Source organism: Novosphingobium resinovorum (assembly GCF_036352595.1).
Lineage (GTDB): Bacteria > Pseudomonadota > Alphaproteobacteria > Sphingomonadales > Sphingomonadaceae > Novosphingobium > Novosphingobium resinovorum_B.
The window spans coordinates 1-22,280 of sequence record NZ_JAZFAX010000039.1 but is presented as its reverse complement, the minus strand read 5'-3'; the positions used below and the strand labels follow the sequence as shown (position 1 = coordinate 22,280).

Sequence of the window (22,280 nt, the reverse complement as noted above, 5' to 3'; positions counted from 1 at the left end):
GCCGGGTGGGGGCGCGGGCCGGCGCCGTCTCTAAGATCACGCTCACCTTCCGTCCAGAAGGCGGTAGCCCGAACCCCAGATCGTTTCGAGCGCGGGCTTGTCGAAGCCATCCTCGAGCTTGCGGCGCAGGCGGCCGATGTTGACGTCCACCACGTTGGTCTGCGGGTCGAAGTTCATCTTCCACACGTCGCGCAGCAGCATCTCGCGCGTCAGCACCTCGCCCGCATTCTCCATGAAGTAGCGGAACAGCTCGAATTCCTTGGGGCTGAGCGAGAGGTGGCGGTTGTCGCGAAAGGCGGTGCGGGCCTTCACATGGCATTCGAAGGCGCCGTAGAGGATCACCGCCGAATGCTCGCGCCCCGAGGAGCGGCGGTGCAGCGCGCGCAGGCGGGCGAGCAGTTCCTCGCCCTCGAACGGCTTGGCGAGGTAGTCGTCGGCGCCCGCGTCCAGCCCTTCGGCGCGGTCGGTGGTGCGGCCGAGCGCCGAGAGCAGCAGGACCGGCGTGCCGACGCCGCTCTCGCGCAGGCGTGACAGGATGGTGATGCCGTCGAGATCGGGCAGCATGCGGTCGAGGATGATGACGTCGAAGCGCTCGGCGCCGGCGCGCTTGAGGCCGTCGTTGCCGGTGGCGCACCAGGTCAGCGAATCGCCGGAGAGGCCGGCGAGTTCCTCGACCTGCGAGGCGGCGCGCGAATCGTCCTCGATGTAGAGGATGTTGAGGCCGCTCATGCGCGGGCCTGCGTCATCGTCGCCGGACAGGGGGTGCCGGCAGCGACCGGGCGATCGCTGGTGCGCAAGGGGCCCTCCCGGCCCTCGGCGCACAGTGATCGGCCGGCCGCCACCGGGCTGGACGAAGCCGGAAGCCGCCAAAGGGGACTGGGACGGCGGGCTTTCCGGCTCCGAAACGCGTTCGGGCCTGGCGAGGATGGAATGGTGCCGTCGGAGCGGCGGCGGAGATTCGGGCTGCGAATGGTCTTGTTCCCCCGGGGCAACGGCGTCCGCCCCTTGCCGCGTCCGCCCTTGCTCACGTTACGTTGACTTCGGGATATACGACAGCCCCTTCCGGGTCGCCTGACAATGGCTGTTATGTGACGGGCCGGGGTTTCGGCGTGACGGAAGCGCGCCTCGCCCCTGCCGGTGCAAGGGCTGTAATCCTGCGTTCAGCTTCGCGAGGGCAGCTTCCCTTTCGCACAGGGCCGAGTCACCTCAGGAGGATCCTTCCCAATGCGAATGCCCCCTCGCAAGTATGTTCTGGGCGCCGCGGCGCTGGCGCTGCTGGGTGCCGGAGCGGCCGAGGCCGCAAGCAGCCGCCTGCACACCATGGCGGTCGATGCGCCCGATGGCTCGGTCGTCCATGTGCGCTATTCCGGCGACATCGCGCCGCAAGTGAAGATCGTTCCCGCCGAAGCTGCGGATGCCGCCGATGCCATGGCCGATCCCTTCGCCCGGATGGAGCGCATCTCGGCGATGATGGATGCGCAGATGCATGCGATGATGCAGCGCGCCGCGATGCTGCAGCAGCAGACGGCGCAGATGCAGCAGCAGGCCGTGGCTTCCGGCGCGAACGGCTCATCGGCGCCGGGCTTCACGGTGGCTGGCGACATGCCGCAGGGCATGCATGTGACGTATTATTCGTCGAGCACCGATGCCAGCGGCTGCACGCGCTCGACCTCGTACAGTTCCGATGGATCGGGCGCCGCGCCGAAGGTGACGCAGGCCGCCTCCGATGGTTGCGATGCCGTTCAGCCGCACGCCTCGGGGATTCAGGCGGCGATCCCGGCGAAAGCCGAAGCCCCGGTGGAGCAGGCGCCGCCGCCGGGCCGCAAGGTCTGATCCGAAGCCGGTACCCCGCGACGTCCTCCGGTCCCCTGGGCGTCGATCAGGAAAGGGCCTTGCGCGCGATCGCACGCAAGGCCCTTTTCATGCGTTATTTCAGCGTCTCGAGGTAATCGATGATAGCCTTGCGCTTCTGCGGATCGGGGACCGGCAGGACCATCTTCGTGCCGGGGACCATCTTCATCGGGCCTTGCAGCCAGGTGTCGAGCGTCTGGCGGTCCCACCGGATGCCGGAGTCCCTGAGGGCCGGGCTGAAGGCGTAACCCTCCACGTCCCCCGCCCTGGAGCCGACGATGCCGTGGAGCGTCGGGCCGATGCCGTTGCGACCCGGCTCGGTCGAATGGCAGGACCGGCAGGTCGCGAAGGCCATCGGCGCGGGATCGGTGATCGCCGCGGGCGCACTTGCGCTCGGCGCCGGGCTGGATGGCGAGGGTTCCTGTTCGGGGCTCTTCTGGCCGCAGCCCGCCAGCATGACGGTGATGAGCGCGAAGGCGGTCGCTTTCCGGTTCATGGTGCCCTTTCCTGTATTGCGCCCCGGGTAGAACACGAAGGGCGCCGCGAAAAGCGTTCGGGCCAGGGTGGGACAAAATGGCTTCCCCTCGCACCCGGCAGCATCTATCGCGCCCCCAAATGCGGGAGAGCACCACCGACCATCCGTTTCGCGCCGAACTGGCCGCCACCCTGCGCCTTGCGGGGCCGCTGGCGCTCGCCAACATGCTGCAGATGGCGGTCTTCGCGATCGACGTGATCTTCGTCGCGCGGCTGGGGCAAGAGGCGCTGGCGGCGTCCAGCCTTGCCGTGGCCATCGTCGCGGTGGTGATGATGGGGCTCAACGGGGTCACCGGCTCGGTCGCCCCGCTGATCGCGGCGGAGATCGGGCGCAAGCGCAACTCGGTGCGCGAGGTGCGCCGTTCGGTGCGCATGGCGCTGTGGCTGGCCCTGGGACTGGGCCTCGTCGCGGTGGCGATCTGCTTCTTTGGCGAGGGGATCATGCTGCTGACCGGGCAGAACCGGCATGTCTCGGCGATTTCCGGACACTTCATCCGGGTGATCTCATTGGCGCTGGTGCCGATGGCGATCGCCAACGTGCTGCGCACGTTCGTCTCGGCGCTGGGGCGGCCGGTCTTCGCGACGGTCATCACCGCGCTCTCGATCCTGGTCAACGCGCTGGGCAACTATGCGCTGGTGTTCGGCAACCTGGGCATGCCCGCGCTGGGGCTGACCGGATCGGCGGTGGCCAGTACGCTTACGGCCTGCACCACCGTGGTCGCCTATGTGATCGCGATCCGCAGCAACCGCAACTTGCGCCGCTATCACGTCTTCGGCCGCTTCTGGCGCCCCGAGTGGCAGCGCCTGCAGCAGATGCTGCGCCTGGGCCTGCCGATCTCGGCGACGCTGATCGCCGAGGGCGGGCTGTTCTCGGGCGCCGCCTTCCTGATGGGCCGCGTTGGCGAGACCGAACTGGCCGCGCATACCGTGGCGTTGCAGATCGCCGCCTTCGCTTTCCAGGTGCCCTTCGGCATCGGCCAGGCGGCGACGATCCGCGTCGGCTATCACTTCGGCGCGGGAGACCGCGATGCCATCGGCCGCGCCGGCTGGGCGGCGATCGGCATCGGCATGGCCTTCGTCGGGCTTTCCGCGCTGGCGATGCTCGTGATCCCGCGCACGATCATCTCGGCCTATGTCGACGTCGCCGCCCCCGCCAACGCGGCGATGGTGGTGCTGGCCGTGCAGTACCTGTTCGTGGCGGCGATCTTCCAGTTGACCGACGGGCTCCAGGCGATCGCCGCAGGAGTGCTGCGCGGGGTGCAGGACACCCGGATTCCCGCCGTGATCGCCATCGTCGGCTACTGGCTGGCGGGCTTCGCGACGTCCGTGGCGCTCGGCCTGTTCACGCCGCTGCGGGGCGTGGGCGTGTGGATCGGGCTTGCCGTGGGCCTGACCGTCGCCGCGATCCTGCTGCTCGCGCGCTGGCACTGGCGCGGTCGATTCGGCCTTGTGCCGGAGCGCGGGGCACCTATCTCTGCGCCGGCGCCCGCGCTGTCATAGAGCGATCATCTTGAGCGGCCATCCCTCGGCCGCACCGGTTCGCCGCGAAGTTGAACGGCAGATAAATTTTTCTGCCACAGGCCGCTTGACGGCCTCCGGGCCCCGGACCATATCTCCGCTCGTTGGCACTCTCCTTCGTTGAGTGCCAAGACCAGTTTATATTTCGTTGGATCTAGGGAGACACCCCAATGACTTTCCGCCCGCTGCACGACCGTGTTCTCGTGCGCCGCGTCGAAGCCGAGGAAAAGACCGCCGGCGGCATCATCATCCCCGACAGCGCCAAGGAAAAGCCCGCTGAAGGCGAGATCGTCTCCGTCGGCACCGGCGCCCGCGCCGAAAACGGCACGATCACCCCGCTCGACGTCAAGGTCGGCGACCGCGTCCTGTTCGGCAAGTGGTCGGGCACCGAGGTCAAGGTCGCTGGTGAAGACCTGCTCATCATGAAGGAATCGGACATCCTCGGCGTGATCGGCTGATCTGCCTGAGTATCCGGTTCTACCATCTGATTTACTGAAGGAATTTCCAAAATGGCAGCCAAGGACGTAAAGTTCGGCCGCGACGCCCGCGAGCGCATTCTCGCCGGTGTCGACACCCTCGCCAACGCCGTGAAGGTCACGCTGGGCCCCAAGGGCCGCAACGTCGTGATCGAGAAGAGCTTCGGCGCTCCCCGCATCACCAAGGACGGCGTTTCGGTCGCCAAGGAAATCGAACTCAAGGACAAGTTCGAGAACCTGGGCGCGCAGATGCTGCGCGAAGTGGCCTCGAAGGCCAACGACAAGGCCGGTGACGGCACCACCACCGCGACCGTGCTTGCACAGGCGATCGTGCGCGAAGGCCTGAAGTCGGTTGCCGCCGGCATCAACCCGATGGACCTGAAGCGCGGTATCGACCTCGCCGTCGGCAAGGTCGTCGAGAACCTCAAGGCCCGTTCGACCCCGGTTGCCGGTTCCTCGGAAATCGCCCAGGTCGGCATCATCTCGGCCAACGGTGACACCGAAGTCGGCGAGAAGATCGCCGAGGCCATGGAGCGCGTCGGCAAGGAAGGCGTGATCACGGTCGAGGAGGCCAAGGGTCTCGAATTCGAACTCGATGTCGTCGAGGGCATGCAGTTCGACCGCGGCTACCTCTCGCCCTACTTCGTCACCAACCCCGAGAAGATGACGGTCGAGCTGGAAAATCCGTACATCCTCATCCACGAGAAGAAGCTGTCGTCGCTGCAGGCGCTGCTTCCGATCCTGGAAGCCGTGGTGCAGTCGGGCCGTCCGCTCCTCATCATCGCCGAGGACATCGAGGGTGAGGCCCTGGCCACGCTCGTCGTCAACAAGCTGCGCGGCGGCCTGAAGATCGCTGCCGTCAAGGCTCCGGGCTTCGGCGATCGCCGCAAGGCCATGCTGGGCGACATCGCCACGCTGACCGCCGGCGAGATGATCTCGGAAGACCTCGGCATCAAGCTCGAGACCGTGACCCTGGGCATGCTGGGCCAGGCCAAGAAGGTCACCATCGACAAGGACAACACCACGATCGTCGACGGCGCCGGTTCGGCCGACGAGATCAAGGGCCGCGTCGAGCAGATCCGTTCGCAGATCGAGGTCACCACCTCGGACTACGACCGCGAGAAGCTGCAGGAGCGCCTTGCAAAGCTGGCCGGCGGCGTTGCCGTCATCAAGGTCGGCGGTGCCACCGAAGTCGAGGTGAAGGAGCGCAAGGATCGCGTCGACGACGCTCTCCACGCGACCCGCGCCGCCGTTGAAGAAGGCATCGTCCCCGGTGGCGGCACCGCGCTGCTCTACGCGACGCGCGCCCTCGACGGCCTGACCGGCGCCAACGAAGACCAGACCCGCGGCATCGACATCGTCCGCAAGGCGATCGCCGCTCCGGTCCGCCAGATCGCCGAGAACGCCGGCAGCGACGGCGCCGTGGTTTCGGGCAAGCTGCTCGACCAGTCGGACGAGAACATCGGCTTCAACGCCGCGACCGACGTGTACGAGAACCTGAAGGCCGCCGGCGTCATCGACCCCACCAAGGTCGTGCGCACCGCGCTGCAGGACGCCGCTTCGGTTTCGGGTCTGCTGATCACGACCGAAGCCGGTATCGTCGAGCGCGCCGACGACAAGCCCGCGATGCCCCCGATGGGTGGCGGCATGGGCGGCATGGGCGACATGGGCTTCTAAGAAGCACCTGACCCAGCGTCAGCACATAGAAGGGCCGGGAGAGCGATCTCCCGGCCCTTTTGCTGTGCGCGTGGCTCGTGCGGTGTCGTGTGCGGCATGGGGGCTTCGACAAGCCGTGCCTGACCCTTCGACAAGCTCAGGGTGAGCGGCGGTGGTGCCAACTCCCAGTCCCGCTCAGGCTGAGCTTGTCGAAGCCCCCACGCCGCGCAAATTTCGTTCATCTGAGTGAAAGGAAAGTGCCCATTTGGGAAATCGCCGCACGTCCAATGCAACTCGTCGCTGGACTCTGGCGTTTCGTCGCTGGCACGTTAACCGTTTGGGAACATGGACGAAGGTAGGGTGTGGGCTGCATGACCGGGGCAGACCGACTTTTCGCGCGGTGCCGTCAAGGCACCGGACGCTTTTGGGCCGCTGCGGCATTGGCCGCCGCCGTGGCGCTGCCGCATGCCGCGCAGGCCGAGCAGATCGATCCGCTCTCGCGGCCGACCGAGCAGGTCGTGCAGGTCCAGAACAGCTTCGACGATCTGTTCGGCACCGAGAAGCGCGGCCCGCGCAGCTACAGTTCACCGTTCGGCCAGCAGCTTGCCGCCGTCGCCAACGCCTCGAACGGGCGCATCGGCGTCGCCGCGATGGACCTCACCAGCGGGCGCATGGTCGACGTGCTGGGCGACCAGCGCTTCCCGATGGCCAGCACCAGCAAGATCGCCATCGCCGCCACCTTCCTGGAAGGCGTGGACAAGGGCAAGTGGAGCCTGTCGAGCGAGTTCCCGTTGATGGTGCCGGTCGGCTCGGCGCCGTTCTCCAGCGCCATCGCGCCGGTGCGGCCGGGTGAGTACATGCCGGCCTCACGCCTGCTCGAACTGATGATAACCCGGTCGAACAACTATGCTACCGATGCGCTGCTCAAGGTCATCGGCGGTCCCAAGGCGGTCAACGCCTGGATCGAGCGCGCCGGGATCGAGGACTGGCACATCGACCGCGACATCGCCACGCTGGTGCGCGATGACGGCGCGATCGACCCCGCCCGCGTCGTCGACAAGCGCGACAGCGCGACGCCCAAGGCCATGGTCGGCCTGCTCGCCGGCATCTACCAGGGCAAGTGGCTGAGCCCGGCCAGTCGCGGCGTACTGATGGGGGCGATGAGCCGCTGCCTCACCGGCAAGCGTCGCATCCCCGCCGGCCTTCCCGCCGACGTGCAGGTCTCGCACAAGACCGGCTCGCTCAACAACACCTCGAGCGACGTGGGCATCATCCAGACGCCCGACGGCCGCGTCTTCGCGGTCGCCATCTACGTGACCGGGCAGGGCGGCCGCCCGGGCCGCGAGACGCGCATCGCCAGCATCGCCCGCACGATCTACAACGGCTATCAGGCCGAAGGGCCGAACTACCCGCGCAGCGCTTCGGCGCGCTGATCGTCCGGCAGACCGGCACAAAAAAGGGGCCCCGCGAGAGGCCCCTTTTTCCGTTCCATCGAAATGACGGATCAGTTGGTGTGCGGGTTGCCGTCGGTGTGCTCGTCGAGTTCCTTGGCGACGTCGTTCGCGGCCTTCTCGGCGTCGGAAGCGGTCTCGTCGAGGGTCTTCTCGGCGGTCTTCGCCGCATCCTTGGCGGCATCGGCGGTGTCGTTGGCGGCGTCGGAAGCCTTGTCGCCGGCCGAGCCGAGCGCGTCGCCCACGTCCGAAGCGGTATCCGAGAGGTCGTCACCGGCCGACGAAGCGGCTTCGCTGGCGGCGTCCTGGGTGTTTTGCGAGCAGGCGGCCAGCGACAGGGCTGCGAGCGCTGCGGTGGCGGCGATGATGGTCTTGCGCATGTGTCCTTAAATCCCTCTTTCTGCGAGTTACCCCACGGCGCTGTGGCCGCGTGAGCCTCCTTGACAGTGGGCTCAGGCCCCGTGGGTACGAGGCACTGCGCGGCGATTCAAGCGCTCGGCGAAAACTCCTGCGGACATGCACGGTTCCTGCATTTCGACAAATGACGTGCCGTGCGTGCGCTGCTAGGGGTTGCGGCATGGATTCCAAGCAGCACCTCTATCTCGTCGATGGCTCGGCCTACATCTTCCGCGCCTATCACCGCCTGCCGCCGCTCACCAACCCGGAAGGGACGCCAGTGGGCGCGGTCTACGGCTACACGACGATGCTGTGGAAGCTGGCCGAGGATCTCAACAAGGCCGACGGTCCGACCCATCTGGCGGTGATTCTCGACGCGGGCAGCCACTCGTTCCGCAACGACATCTACGAGGACTACAAGGCCAACCGCCCGCCGCCGCCCGAGGATCTCGTCCCCCAGTTTCCGCTGATCCGCGACGCGACGCGCGCCTTCTCGCTGCCTTGCATCGAGGAGCAGGGTCTTGAGGCGGACGACCTCATCGCCTCCTACGCCCGCGCCGCCACGGCGCAGGGCTGGGACGTGACGATCGTTTCCTCGGACAAGGACCTCATGCAGCTGGTCGGCAAGTGCGGCATCGGCGGCGGCTGCGTCGATATGCTGGACACGATGAAAAACCAGCGCATCGACATTCCCGAGGTGATCGAGAAGTTCGGCGTTCCACCAGAGAAGGTCGGCGACGTTCTCGCGCTGATGGGCGACGCGGTGGACAACGTGCCCGGCGTCTACGGCGTCGGCCCCAAGACTGCGACAAAGCTGATCCAGGACTACGGCGATCTCGAATCCGCGCTGGCGGCGGCGCCCGAGATGAAGAAGTCCAAGCTGCAGGAACGGCTGATCGAACAGGCCGAGCAGGCCCGGCTCTCCAAGGTGCTGGTGACGCTGAAGGAGGACTGCACCCTCCCGATGGCGCTGGAAGACTTCAAGCTCGACGCGATCCCGCCCGAGCCGCTGGCCGCCTTCCTCTCCACCCACGGCTTCACCAGCCTGCTGAAGCGCCTCGACACCGGCCACGGCAGCCCCGAGCGGGCGACGCAGCTTAACCCGGCGAAGGCTACCACCGCCGCAGCAAGCCCGACCGAAGGCGCGGCCCGCCAGCCGCTGCCCGAGTGGCCCGCGATTGATCGCGATGCCTACGAGTGCGTGACGACGGAGGCGCAGCTCGACCAGTGGATCGCGAAGGCTTTCGCCGCGCGGCTGGTCGCGGTGGACACCGAGACCTCGATGCTGGACTCGATGCGGGCCGATCTGGCGGGCATCAGCCTCGCGGTCGGCCCGAACGAGGCGTGTTACATCCCGCTGGGCCACGGTGGCAGCGACATGTTCGCCGAAAAGCCCGTTCAGGTGCCGTTGAGTGCCGCTGTGTCCCGTTTGAAACCGCTGCTGGAGAGCGATGCGGTGCTCAAGGTCGGTCAGAACATCAAATACGACCTCAATGTGCTGGCCCGCCACGGCATCGCGGTGGCGCCGATCGACGACACGATGATCGTCAGTTTCTGCCTCGACGCGGGCCGCCAGATCGAGGGCATCGGCGGCGGGCACGGCATGGACGAACTGGCGCAGCGTCACCTCGGCCATACCACGCTGACTTTCAAGGAAATCTGCGGCACCGGCAAGAAGGCGATCCCCTTCGGCGAAGTCCCGCTCGACCGCGCCACGCAGTACGCGGCGGAGGACGCCGACGTCACCTGGCGCCTGCATTCGGCGCTCAAGCCGCGCCTGTCCTATGAAGGCGGCACCCGCATCTACGAGCGCGTCGACCGGCCGCTGATCCCGGTCGTCGCGCAAATGGAGCGCCACGGGGTCAAGGTCGACCGCGAGAAATTGTCCGGCCTTTCCAGCCAGTTCGCCGAGGCCATCGGCGCGCTGGAAAAGGAGATCTTCGAGAAGGTCGGCCAGGAATTCACCATCGGCAGCCCCAAGCAGCTGGGCGACATCCTGTTCGACAAGCTCGGCTACAAGGGCGGCAAGAAGGGCAAGAGCGGCCAGTATTCCACCGACCAGTCGGTGCTGGAAAAGCTGGCCGGAGAAGGCGAGGTCGTCGCGACCAAGGTGCTGGAATGGCGCCAGCTTTCCAAGCTGCGCTCCACTTACACCGAGGCGCTGCAGGCCGCGATCAACCCGGAAACGGGGCGCGTCCACACCAGCTACAGCCTCGTCGGCGCGCAGACCGGGCGCCTGTCCTCGACCGACCCGAACCTCCAGAACATTCCGATCCGCACCGAGATCGGCCGCCAGATCCGCCACTGCTTCGTTGCCGAACCGGGCAACGTCCTGCTCGCGGCGGACTATTCGCAGATCGAACTGCGCCTCGCCGCGCACATGGCCGACGTGCCCAGCCTCAAGGAAGCCTTCGCGGCGGGCGAGGACATTCACTCGCGCACGGCGATGGAGATGTTCGGCACGGTCGATCGCGACACGCGCGGCCGGGCCAAGACGATCAACTTCGCGATCCTCTACGGCATCTCGCGCTGGGGCCTCGCGGGTCGTCTCGGCACGTCCTCGGACGAGGCGCAGGCGATGATCGATCGTTATTTCGATCGCTTCCCGGGCATCCAGCGCTACATCCACGAGACGCTGGAGAGCGTGCGTGCCAAGGGCTATTCGGAGACGCTGTTCGGCCGCAAGACGTGGTTCCCTCGCGTCAATTCCAAGAACCAGGCCGAGCGCCAGGGCTCCGAGCGCGCGGCGATCAACGCGCCGATCCAGGGCACCAGCGCCGACATCATCAAGCGGGCGATGGCGCGCATGACCCCGGCGCTGGTCGAGGCGGGCCTGCCGAACGTGCGCATGCTGCTGCAGGTGCACGACGAACTCGTCTTCGAACTGCCCGAAGGCGACGTCGCGGCGGCCTCTCCGGTGATCGAGCGGGTGATGGCGGACGCGGCGCTGCCTGCCGTCACTCTCGACGTGCCGCTGGGGATCGAGATCGGTCACGGCGAGAGCTGGGGCGCGGCGCACTGAGGGGTCTGCCCACCCCGTCCGGCTAAGCCATTCGGGCCAAGCCTCCCGGCCCTCCCGCAAGCGGGAGGGCTGTTTCCGATCCTCTCCCCTCCCGTTTGCGGGAGGGGCTGGGGGTGGGCCGGGCAAAAACCACGACCACCTGCGAAACTGCTGCACTGCAGCATCGTTTGCTCCCCATGATCGACTTCATCGAGAGCCACATCGCGGGCCTTCCGAACTGGGCTGAGCGGCCCGTTGTCGCCATCCTCGCCGCGCTGATCGGCGTGGTGCTTGCACTGGTGATCCACGCCGTGCTGTTCCGCGCCCTTGTCCGGGTGGCACGGGGGAGCACCAGCGATGCGGACGGCCTCGTCGTCAACCGGCTCGAACGGCCTACCCGCTGGGCCTTCGTCTCCATCGGCGTGGTCTTCGCCGCGCGTGAGGCTCCGGCGCTCGATGCGGTGTGGGAGCGCTTCGCCCCCTTCGTGATGCCGCTCCTTACCGGCTGGGTGGCCATCGCGATCTTCCGCGCCTTCATCGAGGCGATGATCCTGCGGGCCGACATCACCGTCGAGAACAACCGCAACGCCCGCCGCCGCCGCACGCGTCTTGGTATCATGAGCCGCCTCGGCACGTTCCTGATCGTGTTCCTGACCATCTCGGGCATGCTCGCCTCGATCCCCGGCGTGAAGGAGATCGGCGTTACCCTGATGGCCTCTGCCGGTCTTGCCGCGCTGGCTGTCGGCGCCGCCGCGCAGCCTGCGCTGAAGGCCCTGATCGCGGGCATCCAGATGGCGATGACCGAGCCGATTTCGATCGACGACGTCATCATCCTCGACGGCGAATGGGGCCGCATCGAGGACATCCGCACCACTTACGTCGTCGTGCGCCTGTGGGACGACCGCCGCCTTGTCGTCCCTTCCAACCGCTTCCTCGAGGACACCTTCCAGAACTGGACCAAGACCACCTCGCAATTGCTCGGCACCGTGTTCCTGTATCTGGACCAGGGCGTGGACATCGGCCCGATCCGTGAGGAATACACCCGCCAGATCAAGGCCCACCGCCTGTGGGACCGGCGCGCGCAAATACTGCAGGTCACAGACTGCCGCGACGCCACCCTCGAGGTGCGCCTGCTGATGAGCGCGCGTGACGGCCCCACCCTGTTCGACCTGCGCTGCGAAATCCGCGAGGGCATGATGGACTGGATCCGCCGCGAACAGCCCGAAGCCATCGCCCGCCGCCGCCAGTTGCATGTCGCGCCAATGGAACTGAGCCCGGCGCCCGCCATGGTCGAGGTGCTGACCGGCACTATGGCGAACGGCAACGGTCGCGAGTCACGATCGCCCCATTGACCACAGCCGAGCGATTCGGACCGAGGTGCCAGGCATCAGGGCACCGACCGATTTGTCGCGCTCTGTAACCATTATCGATATATTTCAGCTCTATATCAGCGCGCTTGCAACAAATGTGGCGAGGGCGCCACAGCGCTGCCCGCGCGATGCTTTCGTGCACCAGTGTGTCTTGAAACCGTCACATAGCTTTGTTTATGCCGGTCCCGGCAGCGGGTTACGGGCTGCCATCGAAGACGGCCGTTGGCGGACGATCGAGCTTCCTCAACCGGGATGATCCCGCGCCATTGACGCCCCGCGAGGGGCCAGCTTGAGGTCGTGTTTCACATGCAGAAGTATCGCCTGCTCGCCGCCACCGCGGCGAGCGCCGCCGTCGCTTGCGCGCTCGGCTCCGCCCCCGCGCGTGCACAGTCGACCGGCTCGCTCGACTTCGAGAACTCCGAGATCGTCGTCACCGGCAAGGTCGACAACGGCATCGCGGGCCTCAAGATTCCTGACACCCCCAAGGCCAAGCAGGTCATGACGCAGGAGCTGATCGCCCGCCAGACCCCCGGGCAGTCGGTGGACGACATCATCAACATGATGCCCGGCGTCAGCTTCCAGAACAACGACGGCTACGGCTCCTCGGGCGGCACGCTGATGATCCGCGGCTTCGACGACAGCCGCATCTCGCAGACCTTCGACGGCATCCCGCTCAACGATACCGGCAACTACGCGATCTACTCGAACCAGATGCTCGACCCCGAGCTGATCGAGCAGGTCAACGTGAACCTGGGCACCACCGACGTCGATTCGCCCACCGCCTCGGCCTCGGGATCGACGGTGAACTACCGCTCGATCGTGCCCGATCACGAATTCGGCGCGCGCATGGTCGGCACCCTGGGCGACTACAACAAGATGCGCATCTTCGGGATGATCAACACCGGCGACCTGAACTCGTCGGGCACCCGCGCCTGGTTCGCGGCCTCGAAGGACACGTATGACGTCGCCTACGGCGGCGTCGGCAAGATCGACAAGACCCAGCTCAACGCCAAGATCTACCAGCCGCTGGGCGACAATGGCGACTTCATCTCGCTCGCCGGCCACTACAACGTCAACCACAACAACTACTACCCCTCGGTCCGCCTCGTCACCGATGCCTATCCGAACAACACCGGCGTCAATTCCAGCAGTTCGGGCCGCTTCCCGACCAGCAAGGCCGAGCGTGACGACTACTCGCTCGACAACTGCACCGCGGCTGCCGGTGTCACCGGCGTGGCCGACGCGGCGACCACCTGCGGTTCCTCGTGGGAGTGGCGCTACAACCCGTCGCGCACCTGGAACATCCGCATGAACTCCAAGTTCACGCTGAGCGACCGCCTGACCCTGACCGTCGATCCCTACATCCAGTACACCTCGGCCAACGGCGGCGGCACCGTCTCGGCCAAGGAAGGCTCGTACACCGGCACGACCGCCAACCCGGTCTCGGCGATCAGCGGCTACATCGGCGGCACCCCGTACTTCGGCGGCGTCGATCTCAACGGCGACGGCGACACGCTCGACACCGTGCTCCTCTCCGCCCCCAGCCAGACCGAGACCTGGCGCCTCGGCGTTCTCGCCTCGCTGATCTACGACCTCAGCGACACTCAGCGCTTCCGCGTTTCCTACGCCTGGGATCGCGGCCGCCACCGCCAGACCGGCGAGCTGGGCTATGTCAACAGCAACGGCTTCGCCTCGTCCTACTTCAACAACGACAATCCGCTGGTCGATGCCGACGGCAACGTCCTGCAGAAGCGCGACCGCCTGTCCTACGCGATCCTGCATCAGATCTCGGGCGAGTACTCGGGCGAGTTCGGCGCGCTGAAGATCAACGCGGGCCTTGCGCTCAAGAACCTGCGCCGCAACCTCACGCAGAACTGCCTGACCACCAGCGCCAGCGGCAGCGTCACCTGCTTCGGCAGCAACGCCGAGGACCAGGCGACCTACGAGGCCTACCTCGCCTCGCTCGGCACCACCTACACCGGCGCCATGCACAAGACGTTCTCGTACACCCGCGCCCTGCCGAACATCGGCGCGACCTTCGACGTCGCCCCGGCCGTCACCGCCTTCGCCAACTACTCGAAGGGCCTCCAGGTTCCGGGCACCGACAACCTCTACAACTCGTTCTACTACGACGGCGATTCGGCGGCGAAGCCCGAGACCACGGACAACTTCGACCTCGGCGTGCGCTACCACAGCGGTATCCTGCAGGGATCGCTGGGCGGCTGGTACACGCTCTTCAGCAACCGCCTGTCCTCGGCCTACGACCCGGACACGCAGACCTCGATCTACACCAACCTCGGCAAGGTCGAGCGCTACGGCATCGATGCCAGCCTTGCGGTCCAGCCGGACAGCCACTTCTCGGCCTCGATCTTCTATTCGTACCTCTGGTCGAAGATCAAGGACGACGTCCAGACCGGCGCCAGCACGTACGCCGACACCTCGGGCAACATGGAAGGCGCCATCCCGCACTACACCCTGGGCGGCCGCGTGCAGGGCGAGTTCGGCCCGCTGTCCGTCGGCGTCGAGGCCAAGCGCACCGGCGCGCGGTACTACAACGACCTGAACACCCCGGTCTACACCACCGCCGGGGTCGAAGTGTACGGCGCCAAGGTTCCGGCCTACACCACCGTCAACCTCGACGCGCGCCTCAACGCCGGGTTCCTCGGCATGGGCGAGAAGACCTACCTGCAGTTCAACGTCACCAACCTGTTCGACAAGTTCTACGTCGGCGGCTTCGACGATGCGGGCGTGTCCAACACCTCGGCCGTCTACGCCTACATCGGCGCCCCGCGCACGATCTCGGGCTCGATCAACATGCAGTTCTGATCCCTCGCGGATCGGTGGAGAGGGGGTGTCCCGGTTTCGGCCGGGGCGCCCTTCTTCGTTTCAGGAAGGGGAGAACATGCGAGGGCCCTTCGACAGGCTCAGGACTCCTCGCGCTCCCGTTACTGTCGTCGTCGTGCCCTGCGCTCGGCGGTGTGCAAGGTGACGCAGGTTTACACGGTTTACACGGTCCAGAGGGAAAAGTGTCACCTTGTGGTGTAACCTTGTGTGTAAAGGTGTCACCTTGTGCGGCTTGACGCTCCTGCCGGAAGAGGGCGCCCCAGGCCAGTCCCTCGTCCCAGACCTCGGCGAACTGCGGCCCGAGCCGCGCGCGCAGGCGATAGGCCGACTGGCGAGACATCCCCACCTCCTGCGCCGCCGCCGCAACCCCTCCCGTCCGAGCGAGCGCCGCGACGAAGGCATGAACCCTGGCTCTGGTCCAACGATAGTCGGCGTTGCTCCGACGGGGCGATCTGGGTGCGCGGGGTTGGGTCATGCCGGGGAGGGTATGACGGGGCGGGGGATGTAGGAAAATGCTATGTCGAGTCAGCGTCGTCGACATCGTCGCGGGTCGCCTCCTCACGGGCAAATTCCAGCGCGATCGCCGTATCCAGCTTGTCCCGCGCGCCCGGAGCCGCGATTCTCTCATCGATGGCAATGGCCCTTTTGCTCCAGGCCGAGGCGGCAGCCAGTGCAATCCCGCGCTGGCTTTGCAAGGGCTCGCTGATCGCCCTGGCCCTCTGGATGGCTTCCTGTTCGCGGCAGAAAGTCGCTGAAATCCGCATCACCGGGTATCCCGGCGCTTCATGTGCTCAAGGCCCGGCACCACACCGCGCTTTTCCGAAGCGGCCGAGGCGTCGATCTTTGGCTTCGCCGTCTTGGGCTTGCGTATTTCGCGGTTCGATTTCTTTTGTGATTTAGCCACTGTGCGTTCCTTTAAAAAGCGACGTTTTCGATGACGGGGCCGGCTTGCACGGCGGGAGCTGCGGTAGCGGCACCCGGAAAGGAGGCAGGTGAACCGACTGCCCTCGAGATTGCACGCGCCGCTGGCCGATAGCGATTGGCAGCCGGGGTCTTCAGATGCCGTTCAAGCGCCGACAGAAGTGCCGAATCGTCTTCGGCGTCGAACTTGCGGGCGAACAGGCTGGGGCTGCGTCGCAGTTGGTCGAAGTCACCCATATCGAAATTGCGAGGTCGCAGCTTGATGTCGCCATCGGGAACCCAGTCAATCATTCGCAGGTCGTCGTTCATGACGGTGCCATGTTTGCCGCAGTTCATCATCACGGTCTGGAAAAGCGCTTCATCAGCTATGAAGCTGTTGCCGTAGAACTGCTTGAAGCGCTGCGTTTGCGGATCATGGCAGACGAAATCGCAGAAGCTGCGGGTCACGGCTTTCCACTGCGTGCCGATATAGGGCGTGTCGCCTTCGAGGAAGGGGCGGGCAATTCCCGTGGCGATCATCCGGTCGCGTTCCTCGACGAACAGGTGGCTGATCCGGTTCAGGGTATCTGGGCGCTCCGCCCGCTGGTCGAGGGCGCGAATGAACTGCTTTCCGGGATTTGCCGCGAAGAACTGGCGGATATAGTTCTGGCTCTTGATCGGGAAATCCTGGCCGGACAAGTTGATATAATGTGTCCAGCGCGAATCCATCTGGAGGAGCCGTGCCATGCCTCTCAACTCGGCATCTACCAGGCTGTAGCCACCCCAGAGGGCATTTTTCGCCTCCAGTATTTCCGCTCCCTCGAAAGGTTCCAGAAATTCCGATATTTCCTTCGCCAGTGCCGCACCCGATCTCTTGTCCACATGGACCACGTATTGATTGCCGGGCAGATAGATAGCCTTGAAGAGGCGTTTGAATTGAGCCGGATAGCGGTGAACAAGCAGGAAGTAGCCGATCATGAAGCAGGCCTCGTCGGTTCGTCCTTCCGGCTGTCGAGACCCCGGGCAGGACGATTGCGTTTCCTGTCTCAGGAAGACCAATCAAAACGATATTTGATAGCGAAGAGACAACGCCCGACAGAACCACATGGGATGAAGTGGTGCGGCGCACTCTGTTATATGGTCAATAATACAAGATACTACAAGGAGTGGCTGTTTTATCACTATCCTTACTTTGGCCGGCTTGGCGGCGATGGGGGTGAGGCCGCGCCCCACCCCTTGCCCTCAGTGCTTGCGTTCGCGTGTGCTTTCCACCATGCCCGGGGCGATAAAGCCGATCGGCGTCACTTCCATGGCGCGCTTTTTCAACTCGCCCTTCATGCGCTGGTATTCGTCTTCCATGGCTTCGGTCACGGTGGCGCGGCTGTCTTCGAGGGCTTCCTCGAAGTCCTGCATCGTCACTTCTTCCACGCTCGCGCCGCGTTTGCGGATGGCGATGAGGCCGGCGCGGCGGACGACGTCCTCCAGGTCCGCGCCGGTGAAGCGTTCGGTGCGGTCGGCGATCTCGCCCAGGCGCACGTCGTCGGCCAGCGGCATCTTGCCGGTGTGGATGCCGAGGATGTGTTCGCGGCCCGGAGCGTCGGGGGTGCCGACGTAGACCAGTTCGTCGAAGCGGCCGGGGCGCAGGAGGGCGGGGTCGACCAGTGCCGGGCGGTTGGTGGCGCCGACGAGGACGACCGACTGCAGTTCCTCCATCCCGTCCATCTCGGCGAGGATGGTGTTGACCACGCGGGCGGTGACTTGCGGTTCGCTGCCGCCGCCGCCCATGCCGCGGGCGGGGACGAGGCTGTCGATCTCGTCGATGAAGATCACGCAGGGGGCCACCTGACGGGCGCGGGCGAACAGCTTGGCGATCTGCTGTTCGCTTTCGCCGTACCACTTGCTGAGCAGGTCGGAGGACTTGATCGAGATGAAGTTCGCCTCGGCCTCTTTCGCCACCGCCTTGGCCAGCAGGGTCTTGCCGGTGCCGGGCGGGCCGTAGAGGAGGAAGCCCTTGGCCGGGCGGATGCCCAGCTTGTGGAACGCCTCCGGGTTCTTCAGCGGCAGTTCGATGCCTTCCTTCAGCTTGATCTGCGCTTCGTCCAGGCCGCCGATGTCGGCCCAGCCGATGTTGGGCACCTGCACCATGACCTCGCGCATGGCGGAGGGCTGGACGCGCTTGAGGGCGGCGAGGAAGTCCTCGCGGTAGACCTGCAGGTTGTCGAGCACTTCGGCGGGGATGGTGCGCGCCTCGAGGTCGAGCTTGGGCATGATGCGGCGCACCGCCTCGATCGCGGCCTCGCGGGCGAGGGCGGCAAGGTCGGCGCCGACGAAGCCGTGGGTGGTGCGGGCCAGCTCGTTCAGGTCCACGCGCTCGCTCAGCGGCATGCCGCGCGTGTGGATGCCGAGGATCTCGCGGCGGCCCTTCTCGTCGGGCACGCCGATGACGATCTCGCGGTCGAAGCGGCCGGGGCGGCGCAGGGCCTCGTCGATGGCGTCGGGGCGGTTGGTGGCGGCGATGACGACCACGTGGGCGCGGCTGTTGAGGCCGTCCATCAGCGTGAGCAACTGGGCGACGAGGCGCTTTTCCGCTTCGCCGTGGACCTGGTCGCGCTTGGGGGCGATCGAGTCGATCTCGTCGATGAAGACGATCGCGGGGGCGGACTTGGTCGCCTCCTCGAAGATCTCGCGCAGGTGCTTCTCGCTCTCGCCGTAGCCGGAGCCCATGATCTCGGGGCCGTTGATCGAGAAGAAGCTGGCCTCGCTCTCGTTGGCGACGGCCTGTGCCAGGCGCGTCTTGCCGGTCCCCGGCGGGCCGTGGAGCAGGACGCCCTTGGGCGGGGCGACGCCGAGGCGGGTGAACAGTTCGGGGTAGCGCAGCGGCAGTTCGACCATCTCGCGCAGCTGGCGGATGGTGTCGCTCATGCCGCCGACATCGTCGTAGTTGACGTCGCCGCGCGCGTCGTGGGCTTCCTCGAAGACCTCGCGCAGTTCGACTTCGGTGTTCTCGTCGATGTGAACGATGCCGCGCGGGGTGGTGGAGACGACGTTGAGGCGGATCTGCGTCAGCGCATAGGCGGGCGCGTTGAACATGCGGCGCAGCTGGGGCGGGATGTCCGCGACCTGCTGCTGGCCGGTGGTGGCGACGAGGTCTCCCTGCACCATCGGGCGCTGGAAGAAGTTGCGCTTGAGCGCGGCCGAGGGGCCCTGAAGGCGCATGTCCTTCTGCGCGGGCGCGAAGACGACGCGCTGGGCAGGGCGCGATTCGGCCTTGCGGATGGTGACGTGGTCGCCGGAGCCGACTTCGGCATTGCCGCGCTGGAGGCCGTCGAGGCGGATGACGCTGAGGCCCTCGTCCTCGTCGTAGGCGAGCACGGCGCGCGCCACGGTCACGGCCTTGCCGGTAATTTCGAGCACGTCGCCTTCCATGGCGCCGATCTCGCCCAATGCGGCGCGAGACAGGCGGGCGATGCCCTGGCCGCTCTCTTCCTGACGAGCGGCGGCGACCTGCAGCTTGATGGTGCGGTCTTCGGTTTTGGTTTCGGTATCCGCCATGTGCGGGGTGTTCCTTCCTCGATCCCGTGCCGGTCATCGTGCTGATCGACCGGTCGGTGGAGGATAGCTGGGTATCGCCACCGGGGAATGCAATTCGAACCCGTACAGTCGGCGCGTGTTCCCTTTCCGAGTGGCGGAATTCGCGCATTACCCGGACAAGAAAAAAGGCCCGGTCGTTTCCGACCAGGCCGTGGAAGTTTTGGGAGAGGATGCCTGAAAGGCACTGTCTGTATGCCGCCGAATCGGCTTTTGTGCAAGTGCGAAAAGGATAGGTTGTGTTGCGAAAATGTGAACCAAGGTTGCATATTGCTGCACAAGTGGCGCTTTCCTGAACGAAATGTCAGGGTTTCCGCCATGTATGATAATGAACCGACTTTCAGATTAACCTTTACGCTTACGTGAGCGCGCAACGCCGGGGCGATGGGCTGCAATCCTTTGCCTGCTGCAGCGCGTCAAGTGCTTGCCAAGGTCAGCATATCACTCGGAATCGCCATAAAACTGCGGCGCCGCACCCTTTTGGGGCGGCGCCGTACGGTATTATGTCGGGCGCTGATCAGTGCGCGAGGAGCAGGGCGGGCGCGGTTTCCTCCTTGAGGAAGAACTCGGTCACGCCGCCGAACAGGAACTCGCGCACGCGATTCTTGCCGTAGGCGCCCATGACGAGGAGGTCCGCCCCTTGCGCGGCGGCCGCCAGCGTCTCCTGAGTCGAGTGGACGCGCTCGTGCTCCTCCAGTTCGGCGTTGACGCCGTGGCGCGAGAGGTAGCGCAGGGCATCGGTGGCGGGGAAGCCGCCTTCCTTCTCGACCACGCAGATCAGCTTGACGGTGGAGCACTGCGCAAGCAGCGGCGCGGCGGCGCGCAGGGCAGCGGCGGCCTGCTCCCCGCCGTCCCAGCCGATGCAGGCGGTCCCGACCGGCACCTTGAGCGGCGTTTCCGCCAGCGCGAGCACCGGCGCGCGGGCACGCAGGGCAAGGTCTCCGGCAAGCCCGCCCGAGCGCGAGACGACGATCAGGTCGGCAAGGCGGGCGGCATAGGCGAAGGCGGTGACGGGGTCGTCCTCGCAGCGGATCACCTCGAAGGGCACGCCCGCACCTGCGAGGCGGGTCTCGGCGGCGGCGGCGACTTCGTCGTCGGCCTCCAGCGCCTTGTCGAGCGCTTCGGAGATCACGTAGCTGCCGCCCATCGGGTCCATCGCGATGTAGCGCGAGACGGGGGTGTCGACGAGCACGGTGACGTGGCCGTTCTCCCGCCGGGCGATGTCCACGGCGGTCTGGAGGCGGGCATCGCTGCCCGGCTTGCGGTCGGCGTTGACGAGTATCGAGCGCATGGTCGTTCTCCCTCTTAGGCATCCTCAGGCTAACCCGTGGCGGTGGGATTTCCATGACCGGGATCAAACATGGGGCTTTGGTAAAACGAATGGCGGGGCGCGGAGTTGCGGGAAAGGCGCAAGGGAAATGGTTTGAAACGAAGGTGCGGGTGGCGTGGGCTTAGGGCCTCGACAGGGTCAGCACTCAGCCTGAGCGGGTTTGAGGGTATTCAGTCAGAACGCGATGACATTGGATCGAACCGCCTTCGTCATTGCGAGCGAAGCGAAGCAATCCAGGGCGGGGCGAAACTGCCCTAGATTGCTTCGCTTCGCTCGCAATGACGATTCGATGGGAGTTCATCATGTTCCAAGTCCGCTCACCCTGAGCTTGTCGAAGGGTCAGGCGCCGGGCTCGATCCGCAGCTCCGTCGCCCGCGCGAAGAGGTCGAGGATCACCGGGTCGCGTTCGCGGGTGCGGATTGCGGCCTCGAAGTGCACGTGATGCCGGGGGCGCGGGAGGATTTCATGCAAGTGTCCGGCGGCGAGGCGATCGCGCACCATGGTCTCGGGCAGCACGGCGGCGCCCTGGCCGCTGGCGACGATCTCGATGAGGGTGCGCACATTGTTGCAGGTGTGCAGGGCGCGCGGGACGATGCCGTGGCCCTCCAGTGTCTCGTGCGTCACCGCGTGGAGCGGCGAGTGATCGGGCAGGGACCAGACCGGCAGCGCCTTCGCGAAACCGCCGTCCTGCGCCACTTCGGCGCCTGCGCACCATACCAGTTCCACCGAGCCGATCGAGGCCGTGCGCATCCCCGGGCTCGCGACCGGCCCGGCGAGGAAGACGATGTCGCGCGTGCCCGCCAGCAATTGCTGGAGCAGCGGCGCGGTGAGGTCGATCTCGATCTCCATGGCGACGCCGGGACGGTCGCGCTCGATGGCCTGGATAAAGGCGGGCAGGCAACTGGCCGCCGCGATCTCGCCCGAGCCGATGCGCACGGCGGCGGTGGCGCCCGCGAAGTCGCTCGCCTCCAGCAGCACCTGTTCGAGGCCGTGGTAAAGCGGCTCGCTCGCCTGCACCAGTCGCCGTCCGCGCGCGGAGAGCACCATGCGCCGTCCCTCACGCTGGAACAGCGGCACGCCCAGTTGCTCCTCGATCTCGCGCACGCGCGCGGAGATGGCGGGCTGCGTGGTGTTCAGCCGCTGCGCCGCCGCCGCGAAGGTGCCGAGCCGGTCGATCCACATCAGCGTTTCGAGATGGAACAGGGCGATGCGTTTCATAATAGCTACATATCAGAATTGATAAAAAACAATCGCTATTCGTGATGGGAGAAGGTGTCTAGGTTTTGTCTGCTGAAGTAGAGGCGGCACCGGCCCGCGCCCCCACCCGGCCACCCATAGGGTACTATCGTTGGGTGGCCGGGTGGG

Annotated in this window: 17 protein-coding genes; 8 read left to right on the top strand and 9 right to left on the bottom strand. The window is 66.2% G+C overall.

Annotation, left to right across the window (positions count from 1 at the left end):
• Positions 1-42: 42 nt before the first annotated feature.
• On the bottom strand, positions 43-729 hold the full coding sequence (locus tag V2S85_RS23400; protein ID WP_330705209.1) for a response regulator transcription factor: 687 nt from the start codon (positions 727-729) through the stop codon (positions 43-45).
• A 495-nt stretch (positions 730-1,224) separates the two neighbouring features.
• Here V2S85_RS23400 and V2S85_RS23395 point away from each other — a divergent pair, with 495 nt between their 5' ends.
• The gene (locus V2S85_RS23395) at positions 1,225-1,833 is read left to right on the top strand and encodes a hypothetical protein (RefSeq protein WP_330705208.1); all 609 of its coding nucleotides are present in this window, start codon (positions 1,225-1,227) and stop codon (positions 1,831-1,833) included.
• Between the two features lie 94 nt (positions 1,834-1,927).
• Here the strand turns inward: V2S85_RS23395 and V2S85_RS23390 are convergent, their stop codons facing one another.
• On the bottom strand, positions 1,928-2,347 hold the full coding sequence (locus V2S85_RS23390) for a c-type cytochrome (RefSeq protein WP_330705207.1): 420 nt from the start codon (positions 2,345-2,347) through the stop codon (positions 1,928-1,930).
• A 119-nt stretch (positions 2,348-2,466) separates the two neighbouring features.
• Here V2S85_RS23390 and V2S85_RS23385 point away from each other — a divergent pair, with 119 nt between their 5' ends.
• From V2S85_RS23385 to V2S85_RS23370, 4 genes are all read left to right on the top strand, one after another.
• Positions 2,467-3,885, top strand: coding sequence for an MATE family efflux transporter (locus V2S85_RS23385; RefSeq protein WP_330705206.1), 1,419 nt, complete (start codon positions 2,467-2,469; stop codon positions 3,883-3,885).
• Between the two features lie 188 nt (positions 3,886-4,073).
• Positions 4,074-4,361, top strand: a complete 288-nt coding sequence (gene groES, locus V2S85_RS23380; protein WP_330705205.1) for a co-chaperone GroES — start codon at positions 4,074-4,076, stop codon at positions 4,359-4,361.
• 51 nt (positions 4,362-4,412) lie between these two features.
• A complete protein-coding gene (gene groL, locus V2S85_RS23375) occupies positions 4,413-6,056 on the top strand; it encodes a chaperonin GroEL (protein ID WP_330705204.1) in 1,644 nt (547 codons plus the stop codon).
• Between the two features lie 350 nt (positions 6,057-6,406).
• Positions 6,407-7,468, top strand: coding sequence for a serine hydrolase (locus V2S85_RS23370; RefSeq protein WP_330705203.1), 1,062 nt, complete (start codon positions 6,407-6,409; stop codon positions 7,466-7,468).
• A gap of 71 nt (positions 7,469-7,539) precedes the next feature.
• Here V2S85_RS23370 and V2S85_RS23365 read toward each other — a convergent pair whose 3' ends face one another.
• Positions 7,540-7,866 (bottom strand): hypothetical protein, encoded by a 327-nt coding sequence (locus V2S85_RS23365; RefSeq protein WP_330705202.1) that lies wholly within the window; start codon positions 7,864-7,866, stop codon positions 7,540-7,542.
• Positions 7,867-8,063: 197 nt separating this feature from the next.
• Here V2S85_RS23365 and polA point away from each other — a divergent pair, with 197 nt between their 5' ends.
• The 3 genes from polA to V2S85_RS23350 all read left to right on the top strand — a co-directional run bounded on the left by polA (position 8,064) and on the right by V2S85_RS23350 (position 15,079).
• Positions 8,064-10,904 (top strand): DNA polymerase I, encoded by a 2,841-nt coding sequence (gene polA / locus V2S85_RS23360; protein WP_330705201.1) that lies wholly within the window; start codon positions 8,064-8,066, stop codon positions 10,902-10,904.
• A gap of 176 nt (positions 10,905-11,080) precedes the next feature.
• Positions 11,081-12,235: a mechanosensitive ion channel family protein gene (locus tag V2S85_RS23355; RefSeq protein ID WP_330705200.1), complete on the top strand. Its 1,155-nt coding sequence runs from the start codon at positions 11,081-11,083 to the stop codon at positions 12,233-12,235.
• 324 nt (positions 12,236-12,559) lie between these two features.
• Positions 12,560-15,079, top strand: a complete 2,520-nt coding sequence (locus V2S85_RS23350) for a TonB-dependent receptor (RefSeq protein ID WP_330705199.1) — start codon at positions 12,560-12,562, stop codon at positions 15,077-15,079.
• A 533-nt stretch (positions 15,080-15,612) separates the two neighbouring features.
• Here the strand turns inward: V2S85_RS23350 and V2S85_RS23345 are convergent.
• The 6 genes from V2S85_RS23345 to V2S85_RS23320 form a co-directional block, all read right to left on the bottom strand.
• Complete coding sequence (locus V2S85_RS23345) at positions 15,613-15,861, bottom strand: hypothetical protein (protein ID WP_330705198.1); 249 nt, start codon at positions 15,859-15,861, stop codon at positions 15,613-15,615.
• A complete protein-coding gene (locus V2S85_RS23340) occupies positions 15,861-16,001 on the bottom strand; it encodes a hypothetical protein (RefSeq protein WP_330705197.1) in 141 nt (46 codons plus the stop codon). Before V2S85_RS23340 ends, V2S85_RS23345 begins: the two co-directional genes overlap by 1 nt.
• A gap of 11 nt (positions 16,002-16,012) precedes the next feature.
• The gene (locus V2S85_RS23335; RefSeq protein WP_330705196.1) at positions 16,013-16,975 is read right to left on the bottom strand and encodes a beta-1,6-N-acetylglucosaminyltransferase; all 963 of its coding nucleotides are present in this window, start codon (positions 16,973-16,975) and stop codon (positions 16,013-16,015) included.
• A gap of 264 nt (positions 16,976-17,239) precedes the next feature.
• Positions 17,240-19,549: a CDC48 family AAA ATPase gene (locus V2S85_RS23330; protein WP_008829708.1), complete on the bottom strand. Its 2,310-nt coding sequence runs from the start codon at positions 19,547-19,549 to the stop codon at positions 17,240-17,242.
• A gap of 553 nt (positions 19,550-20,102) precedes the next feature.
• The gene (locus V2S85_RS23325; protein WP_330705195.1) at positions 20,103-20,876 is read right to left on the bottom strand and encodes a universal stress protein; all 774 of its coding nucleotides are present in this window, start codon (positions 20,874-20,876) and stop codon (positions 20,103-20,105) included.
• A gap of 378 nt (positions 20,877-21,254) precedes the next feature.
• A complete protein-coding gene (locus tag V2S85_RS23320) occupies positions 21,255-22,133 on the bottom strand; it encodes a LysR family transcriptional regulator (RefSeq protein WP_330705194.1) in 879 nt (292 codons plus the stop codon).
• Positions 22,134-22,280 lie beyond the last annotated feature (147 nt).

Coding starts and splice junctions, on each gene's coding strand:
- V2S85_RS23325 (WP_330705195.1), bottom strand. CDS start 20,876: ATGCGCTCGATACTCGTCAACGCCGACCGCAAGCCGGGCAGCGATGCC.
- V2S85_RS23400 (WP_330705209.1), bottom strand. CDS start 729: ATGAGCGGCCTCAACATCCTCTACATCGAGGACGATTCGCGCGCCGCC.
- groES (WP_330705205.1), top strand. CDS start 4,074: ATGACTTTCCGCCCGCTGCACGACCGTGTTCTCGTGCGCCGCGTCGAA.
- polA (WP_330705201.1), top strand. CDS start 8,064: ATGGATTCCAAGCAGCACCTCTATCTCGTCGATGGCTCGGCCTACATC.
- groL (WP_330705204.1), top strand. CDS start 4,413: ATGGCAGCCAAGGACGTAAAGTTCGGCCGCGACGCCCGCGAGCGCATT.
- V2S85_RS23390 (WP_330705207.1), bottom strand. CDS start 2,347: ATGAACCGGAAAGCGACCGCCTTCGCGCTCATCACCGTCATGCTGGCG.
- V2S85_RS23395 (WP_330705208.1), top strand. CDS start 1,225: ATGCGAATGCCCCCTCGCAAGTATGTTCTGGGCGCCGCGGCGCTGGCG.
- V2S85_RS23345 (WP_330705198.1), bottom strand. CDS start 15,861: ATGCGGATTTCAGCGACTTTCTGCCGCGAACAGGAAGCCATCCAGAGG.
- V2S85_RS23370 (WP_330705203.1), top strand. CDS start 6,407: ATGACCGGGGCAGACCGACTTTTCGCGCGGTGCCGTCAAGGCACCGGA.
- V2S85_RS23330 (WP_008829708.1), bottom strand. CDS start 19,549: ATGGCGGATACCGAAACCAAAACCGAAGACCGCACCATCAAGCTGCAG.
- V2S85_RS23350 (WP_330705199.1), top strand. CDS start 12,560: ATGCAGAAGTATCGCCTGCTCGCCGCCACCGCGGCGAGCGCCGCCGTC.
- V2S85_RS23320 (WP_330705194.1), bottom strand. CDS start 22,133: ATGAAACGCATCGCCCTGTTCCATCTCGAAACGCTGATGTGGATCGAC.
- V2S85_RS23365 (WP_330705202.1), bottom strand. CDS start 7,866: ATGCGCAAGACCATCATCGCCGCCACCGCAGCGCTCGCAGCCCTGTCG.
- V2S85_RS23335 (WP_330705196.1), bottom strand. CDS start 16,975: ATGATCGGCTACTTCCTGCTTGTTCACCGCTATCCGGCTCAATTCAAA.
- V2S85_RS23385 (WP_330705206.1), top strand. CDS start 2,467: ATGCGGGAGAGCACCACCGACCATCCGTTTCGCGCCGAACTGGCCGCC.
- V2S85_RS23355 (WP_330705200.1), top strand. CDS start 11,081: ATGATCGACTTCATCGAGAGCCACATCGCGGGCCTTCCGAACTGGGCT.